Origin of the sequence: Pseudomonas sp. Pseusp11, assembly GCF_047304405.1 — a bacterium.
GTDB lineage: Bacteria > Pseudomonadota > Gammaproteobacteria > Pseudomonadales > Pseudomonadaceae > Aquipseudomonas.
This window is the reverse complement of sequence record NZ_JBGLZF010000030.1, coordinates 33,575-50,585: the sequence shown is the minus strand read 5'-3', so window position 1 is coordinate 50,585 and position 17,011 is coordinate 33,575. Positions and strand designations below refer to the sequence as shown.

At 58.6% G+C, this 17,011-nt stretch carries 15 protein-coding genes; 8 read left to right on the top strand and 7 right to left on the bottom strand.

The genetic code is table 11. The annotated features are described in order from the left end of the window. Positions 1-52 precede the first annotated feature (52 nt). Positions 53-1,084 (bottom strand): amino acid ABC transporter substrate-binding protein, encoded by a 1,032-nt coding sequence (locus ACCC96_RS22055; protein ID WP_019647733.1) that lies wholly within the window; start codon positions 1,082-1,084, stop codon positions 53-55. Between the two features lie 469 nt (positions 1,085-1,553). Between ACCC96_RS22055 and ACCC96_RS22050 the strand changes: the two genes are divergently transcribed. The 5 genes from ACCC96_RS22050 (at position 1,554) to ACCC96_RS22030 (ending at position 6,793) form a co-directional block, all read left to right on the top strand. Beyond that, positions 1,554-2,210 carry an alpha/beta hydrolase gene (locus tag ACCC96_RS22050; RefSeq protein ID WP_413696895.1) on the top strand — a complete coding sequence of 219 codons (657 nt, stop codon included), beginning with the start codon at positions 1,554-1,556 and terminating at the stop codon, positions 2,208-2,210. Between the two features lie 85 nt (positions 2,211-2,295). Next, on the top strand, positions 2,296-3,783 hold the full coding sequence (gene rhlB / locus ACCC96_RS22045; protein WP_018927112.1) for an ATP-dependent RNA helicase RhlB: 1,488 nt from the start codon (positions 2,296-2,298) through the stop codon (positions 3,781-3,783). 139 nt (positions 3,784-3,922) lie between these two features. Further along, positions 3,923-4,870 (top strand): ornithine cyclodeaminase family protein, encoded by a 948-nt coding sequence (locus ACCC96_RS22040; RefSeq protein WP_413696894.1) that lies wholly within the window; start codon positions 3,923-3,925, stop codon positions 4,868-4,870. A 60-nt stretch (positions 4,871-4,930) separates the two neighbouring features. Beyond that, positions 4,931-6,058: an NAD(P)/FAD-dependent oxidoreductase gene (locus tag ACCC96_RS22035; RefSeq protein ID WP_413696893.1), complete on the top strand. Its 1,128-nt coding sequence runs from the start codon at positions 4,931-4,933 to the stop codon at positions 6,056-6,058. A gap of 93 nt (positions 6,059-6,151) precedes the next feature. Next, entirely contained in the window at positions 6,152-6,793 is a 642-nt protein-coding gene (locus ACCC96_RS22030) for a transcriptional regulator (RefSeq protein WP_018927115.1), read from the top strand. 86 nt (positions 6,794-6,879) lie between these two features. Here the strand turns inward: ACCC96_RS22030 and ACCC96_RS22025 are convergent, their stop codons facing one another. The 6 genes from ACCC96_RS22025 to ACCC96_RS22000 all read right to left on the bottom strand — a co-directional run bounded on the left by ACCC96_RS22025 (position 6,880) and on the right by ACCC96_RS22000 (position 12,061). Continuing rightward, positions 6,880-7,656: an ABC transporter substrate-binding protein gene (locus ACCC96_RS22025; RefSeq protein ID WP_349745729.1), complete on the bottom strand. Its 777-nt coding sequence runs from the start codon at positions 7,654-7,656 to the stop codon at positions 6,880-6,882. A 238-nt stretch (positions 7,657-7,894) separates the two neighbouring features. Then, positions 7,895-8,347 (bottom strand): molybdopterin synthase catalytic subunit MoaE, encoded by a 453-nt coding sequence (moaE, locus tag ACCC96_RS22020; RefSeq protein WP_018927117.1) that lies wholly within the window; start codon positions 8,345-8,347, stop codon positions 7,895-7,897. Positions 8,348-8,350: 3 nt separating this feature from the next. Then, positions 8,351-8,593, bottom strand: coding sequence for a molybdopterin converting factor subunit 1 (gene moaD, locus ACCC96_RS22015; protein ID WP_413696892.1), 243 nt, complete (start codon positions 8,591-8,593; stop codon positions 8,351-8,353). Then, a complete protein-coding gene (gene moaC / locus ACCC96_RS22010; protein ID WP_413696891.1) occupies positions 8,590-9,063 on the bottom strand; it encodes a cyclic pyranopterin monophosphate synthase MoaC in 474 nt (157 codons plus the stop codon). Before moaC ends, moaD begins: the two co-directional genes overlap by 4 nt. Before the next feature lie 146 nt (positions 9,064-9,209). Further along, the gene (locus tag ACCC96_RS22005; RefSeq protein WP_018927120.1) at positions 9,210-10,601 is read right to left on the bottom strand and encodes a PhoH family protein; all 1,392 of its coding nucleotides are present in this window, start codon (positions 10,599-10,601) and stop codon (positions 9,210-9,212) included. Positions 10,602-10,936: 335 nt separating this feature from the next. Next, entirely contained in the window at positions 10,937-12,061 is a 1,125-nt protein-coding gene (locus ACCC96_RS22000; RefSeq protein ID WP_413696890.1) for a polysaccharide deacetylase family protein, read from the bottom strand. 303 nt (positions 12,062-12,364) lie between these two features. Here ACCC96_RS22000 and yaaA point away from each other — a divergent pair, with 303 nt between their 5' ends. The 3 genes from yaaA to alg8 all read left to right on the top strand — a co-directional run bounded on the left by yaaA (position 12,365) and on the right by alg8 (position 16,977). Continuing rightward, complete coding sequence (gene yaaA, locus ACCC96_RS21995; RefSeq protein ID WP_019647726.1) at positions 12,365-13,144, top strand: peroxide stress protein YaaA; 780 nt, start codon at positions 12,365-12,367, stop codon at positions 13,142-13,144. Positions 13,145-13,979: 835 nt separating this feature from the next. After that, entirely contained in the window at positions 13,980-15,296 is a 1,317-nt protein-coding gene (locus ACCC96_RS21990; protein ID WP_019647725.1) for a nucleotide sugar dehydrogenase, read from the top strand. Positions 15,297-15,495: 199 nt separating this feature from the next. Continuing rightward, complete coding sequence (alg8, locus tag ACCC96_RS21985; protein ID WP_371929186.1) at positions 15,496-16,977, top strand: mannuronan synthase; 1,482 nt, start codon at positions 15,496-15,498, stop codon at positions 16,975-16,977. Positions 16,978-17,011 lie beyond the last annotated feature (34 nt).

The following is a 17,011-nucleotide window of genomic DNA, read 5'->3' as shown; positions in this document are numbered from 1 at the left end:
AATAATGGAACAGAACATCACCCGGTGGTTGGCCCACCGGGTGATAGAACCATCAGCGCACTGGTGGTGCGTATTGAATGCCGCCGTTGGTCCACAGGGCGTTCAAGCCACGGTCGATTTCCAGCGGAGTGCCCTTGCCGAGGTTTTTCTCAAAGACTTCGCCGTAGTTACCGACTTGCTTGACGATTTTCACCACCCAGTCTTTCGGCAGCTTCAGATCCTTGCCGTACTCACCGTCGGCGCCCAGCAGACGAGCAACGTCCGGGTTCTTGGTCGACTTGGCTTCTGCCTCGACGTTTTTCGAAGAGATACCGGCCTCTTCGGCGTTGAGCATCGCGTAGCCAACCCAACGAACGATTGCCAGCCACTCATCGTCGCCATTACGCACGACCGGCCCCAAAGGCTCTTTGGAGATGGTTTCAGGCAGCACGATGTAATCTTTCGGCGAGGCCAGTTTGCTGCGCTGTGCATACAACTGGGACTTGTCGGAGGTCAGTACGTCGCAACGACCGGATTCCAGCGACTTGGCGCTTTCATCGGAAGTGTCGAAGGTGATCGGGGTGTACTTCAGGCCGTTGGCGCGGAAGTAGTCGGACACGTTCAGCTCGGTGGTGGTACCGGCTTGAATACAGATGGTCGCGCCATCCAATTCCTTGGCACTTTTCACGCCCAGCTTGCTGTTGGCCAGGAAGCCTACGCCGTCGTAATAGGTGATGAAGCCAGGAAACTTCAGGCCCATGCCCGCATCACGGGAGCTGGTCATGGTGGAGTTGCGCGACAGCATGTCGATTTCGCCGGATTGCAGAGCAGTGAAACGCTCCTTGGCATTCAACTGGCTGAATTTGACCTTGGTCGCATCACCAAACACTGCAGCAGCGACAGCACGGCAGAAGTCAGCATCGATGCCAACGATCTTGCCGGTAGAGTCCGGAACCGAGAAACCCGGCAAACCGTCACTCACACCGCACTGTACAAAACCTTTCTTCTGCACTGCATCCAGGGTTGCACCCGCCTGAGCGAACCCACTGACACCGAGCACTGCAGCTGCAGTCACGATGGCCAGGGTGGATTTCAACATCTTCATTCAAACCTCCAGTTTTGCTCTTGTTGTGTCGGAGCTTGAGCCCTGTCGCACCCTTTTGAGGCGTTGCTGACCCTTGTTGGCTTTTTTTAGGGTCAACCGACGTAAGGACCGTCGCTATGAGTCTAGTAGGAGAAAATCCACATTATGGACAACTCACTTCTCACCAATCGGCCGAACGGGCTGTAGCCCTTTCACGTTCGCGAAGCCCGTAGCGGCCACTGGCGAACATCCATCACCGGATTCTTTGCTATCCCACGACCAGCCATACACTGATAGTGTTACCGCCAGGCATGAGATTGGTTGCACAGGGTTCCCCATAGCAAAGCCCGTACCAGACCGCTCGCTTAAGCGTTTCAGTGAGAGGTCAATAGCAAAACTTTCAACCTTGCGACATCTTCTTAACTGATTAACCGATTGCGCACTCGAACCTCGCACACAATGAGAGCGCACGCACAACAATGGAGCAGACATGACCGAGCCCCTGATTCTTCAACCCGTCAAGCCCGCAGACGCCTGCGTAATCTGGCTGCACGGGCTGGGTGCCGACCGCTACGACTTTTTGCCGGTAGCCGAAGCGCTACAGGAAAACCTGCTCACTACCCGTTTCGTTTTGCCCCAGGCCCCGACTCGCGCCGTCACCATTAATGGTGGCTACGAGATGCCAAGCTGGTACGACATATTGGCCATGAGCCCGGCACGCGCCATCAGCCGCGAGCAGTTGGAGGAGTCCGCGCAACGGGTCGTGGAATTGATTGAAGTGCAGAAGGCCAGCGGAATAGACGCCTCGCGGATCTTTCTCGCCGGTTTTTCCCAGGGCGGCGCCGTGGTTTTGCACACAGCCTTCCTGAAATGGCAGGGACCGCTGGGTGGCGTGCTTGCGCTCTCGACTTATGCCCCGACATTCAGCGATGAACTGGAGCTTTCCGCCAGCCAGCAGCGCATTCCCGTGTTGTCGTTGCATGGTCAGTATGATGACGTCGTGCAAAACTCCATGGGCCGGACCGCCTACGAGTATTTAAAGCAGCATGGTGTCACCGTGACATGGCAGGAATACCCAATGGGCCACGAAGTGTTACCCGAAGAAATTCGCGACATCGGCGTCTGGCTCGCCGAGCGTTTGCGCTAAAAGCTACCCTTTGATCCATCGCACTACGCCGCGCCCGATTCTTGCATTACACTGGCCGGCGTACATTCCTTAACCAATTGATGAGATGACCGTGCTCAAAGCACTCAAGAAAATGTTCGGTAAAAGCGAGGCTGAGCAGCTCGCGCCAGGCTCCAGCGCTCCTTCTCATACCCCCAGCCACCGTACCGACGGTAATCAGCCTGGCCGGACCGCAACCGTAGCGGCACCGAAACACGAGCCGGTGACCACACCGACCGCCCCCTCTGCTCCGGCCATTGCCTCTGAACAGCCGCGCAGCGAAGCCCCGAAACCGGCAAAACCACGCCGCGAACCGAAGCCAAAGGCGCCGGTCATCCCCTGGAAACTCGAAGACTTCGTCGTCGAACCCCAGGAAGGCAAAACCCGCTTCCACGATTTCAAACTCGCCCCGGAGCTGATGCACGCTATTCAGGACCTGGGCTTTCCTTATTGCACGCCGATCCAGGCGCAGGTGCTTGGCTTCACCCTCGCGGGCAAAGACGCCATCGGTCGCGCCCAGACCGGTACCGGCAAAACCGCCGCGTTCCTGATTTCGATCATCACGCAGCTGCTGCAAACCCCGCCGCCCAAAGAACGCTACATGGGTGAACCGCGAGCACTGATCATCGCCCCGACCCGGGAACTGGTAGTGCAAATCGCCAAGGACGCGGCCGACCTGACCAAGTACACCGGCCTCAACGTCATGACGTTTGTCGGCGGAATGGACTTCGACAAGCAGCTCAAGCACCTCGAAGCCCGTCACTGCGACATCCTCGTGGCCACTCCGGGCCGCTTGCTCGACTTCAACCAGCGCGGCGACGTGCACCTGGACATGGTCGAAGTCATGGTGCTGGACGAAGCCGACCGGATGCTCGACATGGGTTTCATCCCGCAAGTGCGTCAGATCATTCGCCAGACTCCACCGAAGAACGAGCGTCAGACGCTGCTGTTCTCCGCGACCTTCACCGACGACGTGATGAACCTGGCCAAGCAATGGACCACCGACCCGTCGATCGTCGAGATCGAAGCGCAGAACGTGGCCAGCGAAAACGTCGAGCAACACATCTACGCGGTGGCCGGCGCCGACAAATACAAACTGCTCTATAACCTGGTCAACGATAACGGCTGGGAACGGGTGATGGTCTTCGCCAACCGCAAGGACGAAGTGCGGCGCATCGAAGAACGCCTGGTGCGCGATGGCGTCAACGCGGCGCAACTGTCTGGCGATGTGCCGCAGCACAAGCGCATCAAGACCCTGGAAGGTTTCCGCGAAGGCAAGATCCGCGTGCTGGTCGCCACCGATGTGGCCGGTCGCGGCATTCACATCGACGGCATCAGCCACGTGATCAACTTCACCCTGCCGGAAGTCCCGGACGACTACGTGCATCGCATCGGTCGTACCGGTCGTGCCGGCGCCGATGGCGTGTCCATCAGCTTTGCCGGTGAAGACGATTCCTACCAGCTACCGTCCATCGAGGCGCTGCTGGGTCGCAAGATCAGTTGTGAAACGCCACCGACGCATCTGCTGCGGGCGGTTGAGCGCAAGCGCCCGTAACGCGGGCCGCAGAATAAAAGGCGCAGCCGGAAACGGACTGCGCTTTTTTTTCGTCCGGTTTTTTCAACAGGAGCTTGCTCGAGACAACTAAAAGTCCATAATGGACAAATTAGTTTACTTTCAGCGCCCGGAGCCGACCATGCCCAGCACGCCTTACGTGATTACCCAACCCCAGGCCCGCGAACTGCTGGCGCAAGTCGACGTGCCGCAGATCCTGCGCAAGCTGTTCCGCGACCTGGCCGCCGGGCAAGCCGTGCAACCGGCGCAGCAGTTAGTGGAGTTCCCGAAAGGTGCCGGGGACTTCATCAACTACTTGGGCGTGCTGGCCGAAGACGGCGTGTATGGCGTCAAGACATCGCCCTACATCGTGCGTGAGCAAGGCCCATTGGTGACCGCCTGGACGCTGTTGATGTCGATGCAGACCGGCCAGCCGCTGCTGCTCTGCGATGCCGGTGAACTGACCACGGCACGCACCGCAGCGACGACGGCGGTGGCGGTCGATGCCCTCGCCCCGCTCAAGGCCCAACGCCTGGCAATCATCGGCAGCGGCAAGGTGGCCCAGGCGCACCTGCACTATGTGAAGAACCTGCGAGACTGGCAAAGCATCAGCCTGTATTCGCCGAGCCTGCGCGGCAAGAACACCGAAGTGCTGGCGCAACTCGAAAGCCTCGATCCACGGCTGACCCTCGCCGACAGTTGCGAAACCGCGATTCAAGACGCCGATGTGATCATGCTTTGTACTTCGTCCGCCGGCCCGGTGATCGACCCGTCCATGTTGAGCAAACCGGCACTGATCACGTCCATCAGCACCAATGCTCCGCGAGCCCACGAAGTGCCGCCGCAGAGCCTCAATGACATGCAGGTATTCTGCGACTATCGCCAGACCACCCCGGGCTCGGCCGGCGAAATGCTGATCGCCGGTGAACAGCATGGCTGGGACAAGCGCTCGATAGTCGGCGACCTGCCCGACTTGCTCAGCGGAAAAGTGCAGCGCCCGGATTACGACCGACCTGTGTTTTTCCGCTCTATCGGCCTGGGCCTGGAAGACATCGCACTGGCCAATGCCATTTACCGCCTACTGGGCTAACACCCGTTCCCACAGGGATCCCCAACAATTTCGGCATTTACGCCCCATCAGGAGACGTTCATGAGCCAGGCAGATTTCATCATTATCGGCGGCGGGATTGCCGGTGCTTCCACCGGCTTCTGGCTGTCGCAGCACGGACGGGTGATTGTGCTCGAGCGCGAATCCCATCCGGCCTATCACTCCACCGGACGCTCGGCGGCGCTCTACACCGCCGCCTACGGCACGCCCCAGGTTCGGGCATTGACCCTGGCCAGCCGCGATTTCTTCGATGCACCACCGCCCGGTTTCTGCGAACACCCGTTGCTGACCCCGCGTGGTGAGATGACCGTCGACTTCACTGGCGATGCCGCCGAGCTGAACAATCAATACCTGAGCGCCAAAGCCACCGTGCCGCAGATGCAACTGCTCAGCGCCGACGAAGCCTGCGCGCGCCTGCCGATCCTGCGTCGGGAAAAAGTCCATGGCGCGATCTACGACCCGACCGCCAGCGACATCGATACCGATGCCCTGCATCAAGGCTATCTGCGCGGTATCCGGCGCAATAAAGGCGAGGTGCATACCGACAGTGAAGTGCTGAGCCTGGCCCGGGATACCGAAGGGCTATGGCAGGTTAAAACCGCCACTCAGACCTTCAGCGCTCCGATCATCATCAACGCCGCCGGCGCCTGGGCCGACAAGGTTGGCGAGCTGGCCGGCGCACAGCCTCTGGGCCTGCAACCCAAGCGCCGGGCAGCCTTTATCTTCGCCGGCCCCGAGGGCCTGGATAGCCATGACTGGCCAATGCTGGTCAGTCTCGATGAATCGTTCTACATGAAACCCGACGCCGGCATGTTCCTCGGCTCACCGGCCAACGCCGACCCGGTGGAGCCGCACGACGTGCAGCCCGAAGAACTGGACATCGCCATGGGCATCTACCAGATCGAAGAGGCCACCACCCTGACCATCCGCCGCCCGACCCGCATCTGGGCCGGCTTGCGCAGTTTCGTGCACGACGGGGATTTGCTGTCCGGCTTCGATCAACGCGTACCGGGCCTGTTCTGGGTGGCGGGACAAGGTGGCTACGGCATCCAGACGTCACCGGCCATGGGCCAGGCCAGTGCTGCACTGGTACGCGGCGAAACCTTGCCCGAACAGCTCACCCGTTTCGGTCTGGACGCCGCGATGCTCTCCCCCGCCCGCCTGGGTTGATCCTGATCCTCAGGTGACGTGCCCACACGATTGCGGCAAACTTCCAGTGCCCCTTTTTAAAGGGGCACTGACGCTGGCCTGGAGCTCCACTGTATGAACGCACCTGAAAAAAACTCGGCCCTGGACAATGTGTCCATGGACAACTTCCGCGCGATTGCCGATGCCATCGCCACGTTGTTCTTCCCTCACGCCGAGGTGGTGCTGCACGACCTGCGCACACAAAAGGTCGACTACATAGCCAACAACCTGTCCAAACGGGAAATTGGAGACGATTCGTCGCTGGAGGACATGCTCAGCGAAGAGGTCAGTGAACGAAACATCGGGCCGTACGAAAAGCTCAACTGGGACGGCCAGAAGATTCGCAGCCTCAGCAGCGTGCTGCGCGACAGCGAAGGGCAACCGCTGGCAGTGCTGTGCATCAACCTGAATATCTCGTTGTTCGAGAACGCGAAAGCGGCGCTGGATTTGTTCCTGTCGCCGACCAAGCTGATTCCGCAACCGGATTCACTGTTTCGCGATGACTGGCAGGAACGGATCAACACTTTTCTGCATGCCTGGCTGCGCGAGCGCCAGTTGAGCCTGAATGTGCTGACCCGCGACCACAAACGCGAACTGGTGCTGGCGCTGCACGCCGAAGGCGCCTTCAAAGGCAAAAGCGCCTCCAACTACGTGGCCAATGTGCTGAACATGGGCCGGGCGACGGTGTACAAGCATTTGAAGGAATTGAAGGGCTGAAAATCAAAAGATCGCAGGCTGCGCCAGCTCCTACAGAGGAATGTGGTCCTCTTTAGGAGCTGCCGAAGGCTGCGATCTTTTTCCGATCAATCGCCGTAGATGTCGGACTTGAAGTACTTCTCCGAAATCTTCTGGTATTCGCCATTGGCGCGAATGCCGTCGATGGCCGCGTTCAGTTCACTGACCAACTCGGTGTTGCCCTTGCGCACGGCAATCCCGGCGCCCTCTCCCACGTATTTCGGATCCTTGAGTTCCGGCCCGACAAAGGCGTAACCCTTGCCACGCGGCATGGACAGGAAATCATTCAATGGAATGGTGTCGGCAAAAATGGCATCGAGGCGACCGGCAGCCAGGTCCATGTAGATTTCTTCGTTGTTGCCGTAACGCTTGACGTTGATGCCCTTCGGTTCGAAAACCTCGGTGGCGTAACGGTCGGTAGTGGTTGCGCGTTGTACGCCGACTGTCTTGCCCTTGAGGCTGGCGTACTGGTCATCGACCGCCGCGCCTTCCTTCATCACCAGTCGCGATGAGGTGAAGTAGTACTTGTGGGTGAAATCCACCGACTTCTTACGGTCTTCATTGATGGTCATGGACGACAGCGCCATGTCGATTTTCTTCACTTTGAGGGAAGGAATCAGACCGTCGAATTCGCCTTCGACCCATACACACTTGACCTTCATCTGCGCGCACAGGGCGTTGCCGATGTCGTAGTCGAAACCGACAATTTCACCTTTGTCGGTTTTGGACGCGAACGGCGGATAAGCCGCTTCAATACCGATACGCAGGCTTTTCTCGGCAGCGAACACGCTACTGCACGCCAACAGGCTCAGGGCCAGACCGGTGATGAGGGGGAATTTCTTCATGTTCGTTCTCTCGCGGGTTGTTGTTGGTTTGGCAAGACAGAAGAAAAAGCTGAAACAGGGAACGCCTTTTTTGTACTTATAAATCCATACTGGACTTTTATGTATTAAGCGTCAATCGGGCGCATACAGATCTTCCAGCCTCTGGTCGGGAGGGGAATCAGTGGATTTTTGGGTGATGCAGAAGGCCTCTTCGCGGACAAGTCTGACCGCGAAGGCGTATTCGAAAGCACTAGAGGAATTACTGCTTCCAGCGATCCGCCGCCGCATGATCGCTGTCACGCCCTTCAACCCAGCGCGCGCCATCACTGGTGTTTTCTTTCTTCCAGAATGGCGCGCGGGTTTTCAGGTAGTCCATGACAAAGGCGCAGGCATCGAACGCTGCCTGACGGTGGGCGCTGGCGGCACCGACGAAGACGATCGGCTCGCCCGGCTCGAGCGCGCCGATGCGATGCAGCACTTCCAGCTTCAACAGCGGCCAGCGCTGCTCGGCCTCCGCGGCAATCTTGCCCAGGGCTTTTTCGGTCATGCCCGGGTAGTGCTCCAGAAACATCCCGGCGACGTCGAGGCCGTCATTGAAGTCGCGTACGTAGCCGACAAAACTCACCACCGCACCGACGCCCACATTGGCCGCGTGCATGGCGTTGACTTCAGCGCCCGGGTCGAACGGCGTGGGCTGCACACGAATCGCCATGGCTCAGCCCCCGGTCACGGTTGGAAAGAAAGCCACTTCATCGCCATCGCCGACCGGCTCATCGAGCTGACAGAGGTCTTCATTACGGGCGCACATCAGGTTCTGCTCGCTCAACACCTCGGCGCCTTCACGTTTGGCCAGCAGCGCACGCACATCGTCGACCGTGGCGAAATCACCTTCAACCTTCACCGAATCCACGCCGAGCGCCTCACGGTAACGGGCAAAAAACTTCACGGTCACGTTCATGGCAGCTCCGCCTGGAAATGGCCGCTCTTGCCGCCGAGTTTTTCCAGCAGCCGCACGCTCTCGATGGTCATGCCGCGGTCCACGGCCTTGCACATGTCATAGATGGTCAACGCCGCGACACTGGCGGCGGTCAGCGCTTCCATCTCGACGCCGGTCTGCCCGGACAACTTGCAGCGAGCCACGATGCGCACGGTGTCGTCGCCTTCGGCACTGAGTTCGACCTTGACACCGGTGAGCATCAACGGATGGCACAGAGGAATCAGATCGCTGGTTTTCTTCGCCGCCTGGATACCGGCGATCCGCGCCACGGCGAACACATCACCCTTGGGATGGCCGCCGCTGACGATCAACTGCAGGGTTTCGGGCAGCATGCGCACCAGCGCTTGGGCCGTCGCTTCGCGGAACGTCACGGCTTTTTCGGTGACGTCGACCATATTGGCGCGACCTTGGGAATCGAGATGAGTCAGCACAGCGTTACTCCTGATCAGGAGCATCGATTGTAAACCTGCGGGTCAATTTTCCGCACGCACGATTATCGAATCACGCTCCCACAGGATTTTTTGTCGAGCACAAAAAAACCGGGCGACTTTGAGGTCGCCCGGTTCTGTGGTGAGGGTTACAGATGCGATTCGGCGTATTCGGCCAGAATCGAACGTGGCACCCCTTGCAGGGTGATGTGTACACCGTTGGGGAAGTCTTTGAAGCGTTCGGTCAGGTACGTCAGCCCGGAGCTGGTCGCGGACAGGTAAGGGGTGTCGATCTGCGCCAGGTTGCCCAGGCACACCACTTTGGAACCGGCGCCAGCACGGGTGATGATGGTTTTCATCTGGTGCGGCGTGAGGTTCTGGCATTCATCGATCAGGATCAGACTCTGCTGGAAGCTACGGCCTCGAATGTAGTTGAGGGATTTGAACTGCAACGGCACTTTGCTGAGGATGTAGTCGACGCTGCCATGGGTGTTTTCGTCATCCATGTGCAAGGCTTCGAGGTTGTCGGTGATGGCGCCCAGCCAAGGCTCCATCTTTTCCGCTTCGGTGCCGGGCAGGAAACCGATTTCCTGATCGAGCCCCTGCACGCTGCGAGTGGCAATGATGCGCCGGTAGCGCTTGCTGACCATGGTCTGCTCGATGGCCGCCGCCAGGGCCAGGATGGTTTTGCCGGAACCGGCCGCGCCGGACAGGTTGACCAGATGAATGTCCGGATCGAGCAAGGCGTACAGCGCCAGGCTTTGATAGATGTCACGCGGTTTCAGGCCCCAGGCTTCCTGGTGCAACAGAGGCTCCTGATGCAGGTCGAGGATCAACAGCTTGTCGACCTGGATTTCCTTGATCCAGCCGACAAAGCCTTGTTCGTCGATGATGAACTCGTTGACGTGCACGGCAGGCAGGTTGTCGATCAGCTGCACCTGATGCCAGGTGCGACCATGATCCTGCCGGGTTTCGACTTTACTCACCCGGTCCCAGAAGGAGCCGGTCATGTTGTGATAACCGTTGGGCAGCAACGAAACGTCGTCGACCAGTTGGTCGGTACTGTAGTCCTCGGCCGCGATCCCACAAGCCCGAGCCTTGAGGCGCATGTTGATATCTTTTGTGACCAGCACCACGGGCAGTTTTGCATCACGCGCGCGCAAGTCGATCAGCTGGTTGATGATGATGTTGTCGTTCAGGTGCTCGGGCAGAATGATGTTCGGCTCGGCACGCTTGCTCATCAGAATTGACAGCAAGCCCTTGGGCCCACCCTTGCCACGCTGGATCGGAACGCCGAGTTCGACGTCTTCGGGGCTGGCATCGCCCAGGGTCTTGTCGATCAGCCGAATGGCCTGACGGCATTCCGCTGCAACGCTATGAGGCCCGCTCTTGAGCTTGTCCAGCTCTTCAAGCACGGTCATCGGGATCGCGACGTGGTGTTCTTCGAAGTTAAGCAGGGCGTTTGGATCGTGAATCAATACGTTGGTATCGAGTACATAAAGGATTGGCTGGTTGGAAGGGCTACGTCCGTGATCATCCATACTCGGTCACCTTTGTGGGAGCCAGTCGACGCAATACCATGACAGTGCTGCGCCTCGAAGTGGCCACCGAAATCACCTGCTCAGACTCAAGTGATTGCAACCCAAACGGAGTCTTGGAAGACGCCACCTGTGTTGCAGGTTTCGGCGGTCTGTCTTCGTAATACTCCAAAACACATGACAGAAAAAAGCACTTTGACGTTTTTTTGAAGTTTATTTTTCAGAATGACCAATAGCACTTGGCGGACTGCCAGCACCCCGCTAAAGTCGGAAGTCCGCCTGCATCGAAATCTCCTCCAAAAACGTCCCTGCCCTAATGTTTACGGGCTTTCCCCGTTTCAGCGAAACGCGTCCTGACAGTTTTCCCAACCGATCCCGCTTGGCGCCGTTTGCGTGATGAGCCAGGGCATCGCGGTTTTCAGCGCGTCCTGCTTCACATTGAAGTTGATCACCCCGTGCCGCCACAACAGCATCAGGGTCAGCACCCGTTGCGCACTCTGGCTGCCCTTGAGCTTGCCGGCGCCGTCCTGGGCATCGATGTCCCACAATGCCACCTGCAAACCCTGAGACCTGAAGAAGCCTTCAGCATCGGACCGACGCTGGCCATCGGGCGGACGAAACAGCGGCACGTAATTCTCCGGCAGCTTGCCCTTGACCAGCTCGGCGCTGCGCCGTACCGAGTCCTGCCAGTCTTGCCAGTAGCTGTGGGAACGGAACTCCCAACCCTGCACACCAACGCATTGCTGCGAATAGGTCCCTTGCAGGCTGGTCACCGAACGTTCAGCCAGACGGGCCTGGATGTCCTTGCCGAGGACGAAGAACGTAGCGCTCATGTTCGATTTGCGCAGGTACTCGGTGACCCAGGCAGTGTTATCTGGCGCGGCATTGGCGGCGCTGTCGAAAGTCAGCAGGAACAGGCGGTCATGCATGGCATCGCCATTGCGCTCATAGTCGCCAAAACGATCGACTTCGCTGCTGGTCTGCGGGAACAGCGCGGCCTTGCGCAATTGCTCGTCCAGGTACTGGGCGTGGAACAGCCGGCTCGGCTCGGCCCACTTGATGTAGTAGCTGTCGTCGCTGATCTGAAACTTGGCGGCTTGCTCTCGCAAGGTATCCATGTCCTCGACCAGGAAACAGAAAGAGGCATCCTGATCGCAACTCTGCTGGGCGAAGTTGTAGTTGCTCAGCAACCGCTGCCACATGCGCTGGCGCAGCTGGTTGACCGACTCCAGATTGACGGTGCGCAGGCCCAGGCGTTGAGCCAGGCTCGCTTCATCGAGCGATTCGCTGGCGAGCAGGACGCGGGCGAACATGAGGATTTCGGCCCGGGAGGCAACGTCGAACAGGGTCGGGTTGCTGAGCTGCTCAGGCCAGGTGCTGCGATCCAGCGTCGCCACATCGCCCGGCGTCGCCTGGGCGCCGAAGCTCAATAGTGTGGCGAAGAATAGAAAAACGATACGCAATGGGATGTCTCCATAACAAAACCCGCGCGGCACTATATCCCGAGAAGATCAAAAGATCGCAGCCTCGCTTCGCTCGACAGCTCCTACAGATGCCGGTGCACCGTAGGAGCTGTCGAGCGAAGCGAGGCTGCGATCTTTGCGAGCACATTCCATTCCCAAGTGAACGCGGTCCCGTAGGAGCTGTCGAGCGAAGCGAGGCTGCGATCTTGTTCCGTGACACCACCGATCACCTATGACACCCATAGCTGGAGTCAACACAGACAACCCCCTAGAATCGCCCCCACGATTAAAGGAGCCGACTTCATGCTGATGGTGATTTCCCCCGCCAAGACCCTCGATTACGAAACACCGCCGGCGACCCAGCGCTTCACTCAGCCGCAATACCTCGACCACTCCCAGGAACTGATACTGCAACTGCGCGACCTGACGCCGGCGCAGATCAGCGAGCTGATGCACGTCTCCGACAAGATTGGCGGCCTCAATGCCGCACGTTTCGGCAGCTGGACCCCGGCCTTCACCCCTGCCAACGCCAAGCAGGCCTTGCTGGCATTCAAGGGTGACGTGTACACCGGCCTGAATGCACAAACCTTCAGCGAAGCCGACTTCGATTACGCCCAGCAGCACTTGCGCATGCTCTCCGGCCTGTACGGCTTGCTGCGCCCTCTGGACCTGATGCAACCCTATCGGCTGGAGATGGGCACCAAGCTGGCCAATGCCCGCGGCAAGGATCTGTATGCCTTCTGGGGCACGCGGATCAGCGAATGGCTGAACGAAGCGCTGGCCGATCAAGGCGACGATGTGCTGCTGAACCTGGCCTCCAACGAATACTTCTCGGCAGTCAAACGCAGCGCCTTGAACGCGCGCATCATCAATACCGAGTTCAAGGACTTGAAGAACGGCCAGTACAAAATCATCAGCTTCTACGCGAAAAAGGCCCGCGGGATGATGAGCCGCTTCGTCATTGAAGAACGCATCAATGACCCGGTCGCCCTCAAGCAGTTCGATGTTCAGGGTTATCGCTACAGCAGCGAACAGTCTAAACCGGACAATCTGGTGTTCCTGCGCGATCACGCACCGGAGTAACCAGACCTGCACTCAATTCGCGCACGACATCAACAACTTCGTCGTGCGCCACCCCTTCGATCCTCGAACAATCCCCGCCCTTTTCGCCGACTTATTGGCGCCAAAAAACAAGCACTCGATTTTCTAACTTTTGTTTCACTCGACTTTGCTGATTTTTTTCAGTAGTGGCACTGAAAATTTTTGTGGGTAGTGGCAAAAAAATATCCAAGGCAATAATCACCCTATATATAAAGGGCGAAACGGCAAGTGCTATCAATATGAAAGCAGTGCCATCTTTTTCAATATTTCAAGAAATTTCAGAAATCGCGATGGGCGGACTGGAACTATGTCCAAATGCGCCGCTCATACCACCCGTAACGATTCTCTCGGCGAACGTACGAGATAACTTACACAGAGAAGCGGTCCCGATAGCGAAGTTGTCACATTAACTTGAACTTATGGATCACTTGTTTGGGCAACACATGAAGGACAGGAGATAACGCACCATTAATATCCCCTACAAGGCCACGGCTGCGCCCCTATAAACGTGCTCACCCGAGCACCCAACCGCTTGATTTACGGGCTTCTGGCCTGGCATTGAGCGCGCAAGACCTTTGCACGAACGTCCTCTGATTAGAGGGTCGGCTGCATAACAGGGCATGTCATAACAATAAGGCCTGGTTGCGCACATCTTGAGTGCACTTATTTAGACACTCGGAACTTAGTATGCCTGCACCCGGCATTGTGACGCCTTTAAGGCCGCACTTGCGAGTGCACTATGACCGCTGAACACCATTAACTCCGGCCATGTAATGGCTTGTTGAACACAGTCTTGATTAACTGAGAGGTAAATGCGATGCGCATCAGCATATTTGGTTTGGGTTACGTCGGTGCAGTCTGTGCCGGTTGCTTGTCTGCACGGGGCCATGACGTCGTTGGTGTCGATGTTGCCAAAGACAAGATCGATATGATCAACGCCGGTCGTTCGCCGATCGTTGAACCCGGTCTGGGCGAACTTCTGAAACAGGGCATCGAGACTGGCCGCCTGCGCGGCACGACCAACTTCGCCGAGGCGATTCGCGACACCGACCTGTCGATGATCTGCGTCGGCACGCCGAGCAAAAAGAACGGCGACCTGGAACTGAACTACATCGAGGCCGTGTGCCGCGAAATCGGTTTTGTTCTGCGTGACAAATCCACCCGCCACACCATCGTCGTGCGCAGCACCGTGTTGCCGGGCACCGTGGCAAACGTGGTCATCCCGATTCTCGAAGACTGCTCCGGCAAGAAAGCAGGCGTCGACTTCGGTGTTGCCGTGAACCCTGAGTTCCTGCGTGAAAGCACCGCGATCGCCGACTACGACCAGCCGCCAATGACCGTCATCGGCGAGTTCGACAAGGCTTCGGGCGACGTTCTGCAATCGCTGTACGAAGAGCTCGACGCACCGATCATCCGCAAGGACATCGCCGTTGCCGAGATGATCAAGTACACCTGCAACGTGTGGCACGCCACCAAGGTGACCTTCGCCAACGAGATCGGCAACATCGCCAAGGCTGTCGGCGTCGACGGTCGTGAAGTGATGGAAGTGGTCTGCCAGGACAAGGCGTTGAACCTGTCCCAGTACTACATGCGTCCTGGCTTCGCATTCGGCGGCTCCTGCCTGCCGAAAGACGTGCGCGCCCTGACCTACCGCGCCAGTTCCCTGGACGTCGAAGCACCGCTGCTCAACTCGCTGATGCGCAGTAACGAGTCCCAGGTGCAGAACGCGTTCGACATCGTCTCCAGCCACGACAAACGCAAAGTCGCCCTGCTGGGCCTGAGCTTCAAGGCCGGCACCGACGACCTGCGCGAAAGCCCGCTGGTCGATCTGGCGGAAATGCTGATCGGCAAGGGCTACGACCTGAGCATCTACGACAGCAACGTCGAGTACGCCCGTGTCCACGGTGCGAACAAGGATTACATCGAGTCGAAGATCCCTCACGTCTCGTCCTTGCTCAACTCGGACTTCGACGACGTGATCAACAACTCCGACGTGATCATCCTCGGTAACCGTGACGAGAAATTCCGCGCCCTGGTCAAGGACGTTCCGCACGGCAAGCAAGTGATCGACCTGGTCGGCTTCATGTCTCAAGCCACCAGCGTCAGCGGTCGCGCCGAAGGCATCTGCTGGTAACACGTCTGTAGGAGCTGTCGAGTGCAACGAGGCTGCGATCTTTCCCAGCTCACTTGAATCCCAAGCGAAAGATCAAAAGATCGCAGGCTTCGCCAGCTCCTATAGGGATTCTGGCGTTATCCAAACCGGGTGGCGCCAGTTTTCACAAGCCTGCCTTAACCCAATCGGGCTCCGCCCGAGATCGAGACGGATGCAGATTATGCACAGGCTAAAGCACGGCCTACTTCAGGCCGCCGGTTGGCTGTTTTACCTAAGTTTATTGATGGGCATCGCCATTGCGTTGCCTGTGTCCACGTTCGACTCCGAGTCGAAGGACTTCATTTTCCTGGTCGGTATCGTCGGTATCTGGCGCTACTCGATGGGTGCCACGCACTTTCTGCGCGGCATGCTGTTTCTGTACGTGGTCTACCCGCACCTGCGGCGCAAAGTGCGCAAGCTGGGTAAAGCGGCAGACCCCTCCCATGTGTTCCTGATGGTCACCAGCTTCCGTATCGACGCGCTGACCACCGCGCAGGTCTACAGCTCGGTGATCCGCGAGGCCATCGACTGCGGCCTGCCGACCACCGTGGTGTGCTCCATCGTCGAAATGTCCGATGAGCTGCTGGTCAAGAGCCTCTGGAAACGTATGAACCCACCCGCGAGCGTCAAGCTCGACTTCGTGCGCATTCCCGGCACCGGTAAGCGCGATGGCCTGGCCTACGGTTTCCGCGCCATCTCCCGCCACCTGCCGGACGACCGTGCCGTGGTTGCCGTGATCGATGGCGACACCGTGCTGGCCGAAGGCGTCGTGCTCAAGACCGTGCCGTGGTTCCAGCTGTTCGGCAATGTCGGCGGCCTGACCACCAACGAGTTCTGCGAAGTGCGCGGCGGCTACATCATGAGCGAATGGCACAAACTGCGATTCGCCCAGCGCCACATCAACATGTGCTCCATGGCCCTGTCCAAGCGTGTATTGACCATGACCGGCCGGATGTCGGTGTTCCGCGCCACCGTGGTCACCAACCCGGACTTCATCGCCGACGTGGAAAGCGACTCGCTGCAACACTGGCGTCTGGGCCGCTTCAAGTTCCTGACCGGTGACGACAAGTCGAGCTGGTTCAGCCTGATGCGCTTGGGTTACGACACGTTCTACGTGCCCGACGCCGCGATCCATACCGTGGAACACCCGCCGGAAAAGAGCTTCATCAAGGCCAGTCGCAAACTGATGTTCCGCTGGTATGGCAACAACCTGCGGCAGAACTCCCGCGCCCTGGGCCTGGGGATGAAACGCCTCGGCCTGTTCACGTCAGTGGTGCTGTTCGATCAGCGCGTGTCGATGTGGACGTCCCTGCTGGGCCTGACCGTGGCGCTCATCGCCACCTTCAAGTACGGCACCGCGTTCATCCTGGTTTACCTGCTGTGGATCGGCATCACCCGCCTGATCCTGACCCTGCTGCTGTCCTGTTCCGGTCACCGGATCGGCCCGGCGTACCCGGCCATTCTCTATTACAACCAGATCGTCGGCGCGCTGGTGAAGATCTACGTGTTCTTCCGCCTCGACAAACAATCCTGGACTCGCCAGCCCACTTCTCTGACCCGTGATCTCGCCAGCTTTCAACGTTGGTTCAACACCTGGTCGTCTCGGACCATGACCTTCTCCGCCGGCAGCATCTTTGTCGCCGTGCTGCTGATGATGGTCTGACCGAACTCGCCTGAATTAACTAGGAAATCGCCCA

Bases quoted from the DNA above. Each gene is read 5' to 3' on its own strand.
- ACCC96_RS22050 (WP_413696895.1), top strand. From the start codon at position 1,554: ATGACCGAGCCCCTGATTCTTCAACCCGTCAAGCCCGCAGACGCCTGC.
- ACCC96_RS22030 (WP_018927115.1), top strand. From the start codon at position 6,152: ATGAACGCACCTGAAAAAAACTCGGCCCTGGACAATGTGTCCATGGAC.
- moaE (WP_018927117.1), bottom strand. From the start codon at position 8,347: ATGGCGATTCGTGTGCAGCCCACGCCGTTCGACCCGGGCGCTGAAGTC.
- ACCC96_RS22035 (WP_413696893.1), top strand. From the start codon at position 4,931: ATGAGCCAGGCAGATTTCATCATTATCGGCGGCGGGATTGCCGGTGCT.
- yaaA (WP_019647726.1), top strand. From the start codon at position 12,365: ATGCTGATGGTGATTTCCCCCGCCAAGACCCTCGATTACGAAACACCG.
- rhlB (WP_018927112.1), top strand. From the start codon at position 2,296: ATGACCGTGCTCAAAGCACTCAAGAAAATGTTCGGTAAAAGCGAGGCT.
- ACCC96_RS22040 (WP_413696894.1), top strand. From the start codon at position 3,923: ATGCCCAGCACGCCTTACGTGATTACCCAACCCCAGGCCCGCGAACTG.
- moaD (WP_413696892.1), bottom strand. From the start codon at position 8,593: ATGAACGTGACCGTGAAGTTTTTTGCCCGTTACCGTGAGGCGCTCGGC.
- ACCC96_RS22005 (WP_018927120.1), bottom strand. From the start codon at position 10,601: ATGGATGATCACGGACGTAGCCCTTCCAACCAGCCAATCCTTTATGTA.
- ACCC96_RS22055 (WP_019647733.1), bottom strand. From the start codon at position 1,084: ATGAAGATGTTGAAATCCACCCTGGCCATCGTGACTGCAGCTGCAGTG.
- alg8 (WP_371929186.1), top strand. From the start codon at position 15,496: ATGCACAGGCTAAAGCACGGCCTACTTCAGGCCGCCGGTTGGCTGTTT.
- ACCC96_RS21990 (WP_019647725.1), top strand. From the start codon at position 13,980: ATGCGCATCAGCATATTTGGTTTGGGTTACGTCGGTGCAGTCTGTGCC.
- ACCC96_RS22025 (WP_349745729.1), bottom strand. From the start codon at position 7,656: ATGAAGAAATTCCCCCTCATCACCGGTCTGGCCCTGAGCCTGTTGGCG.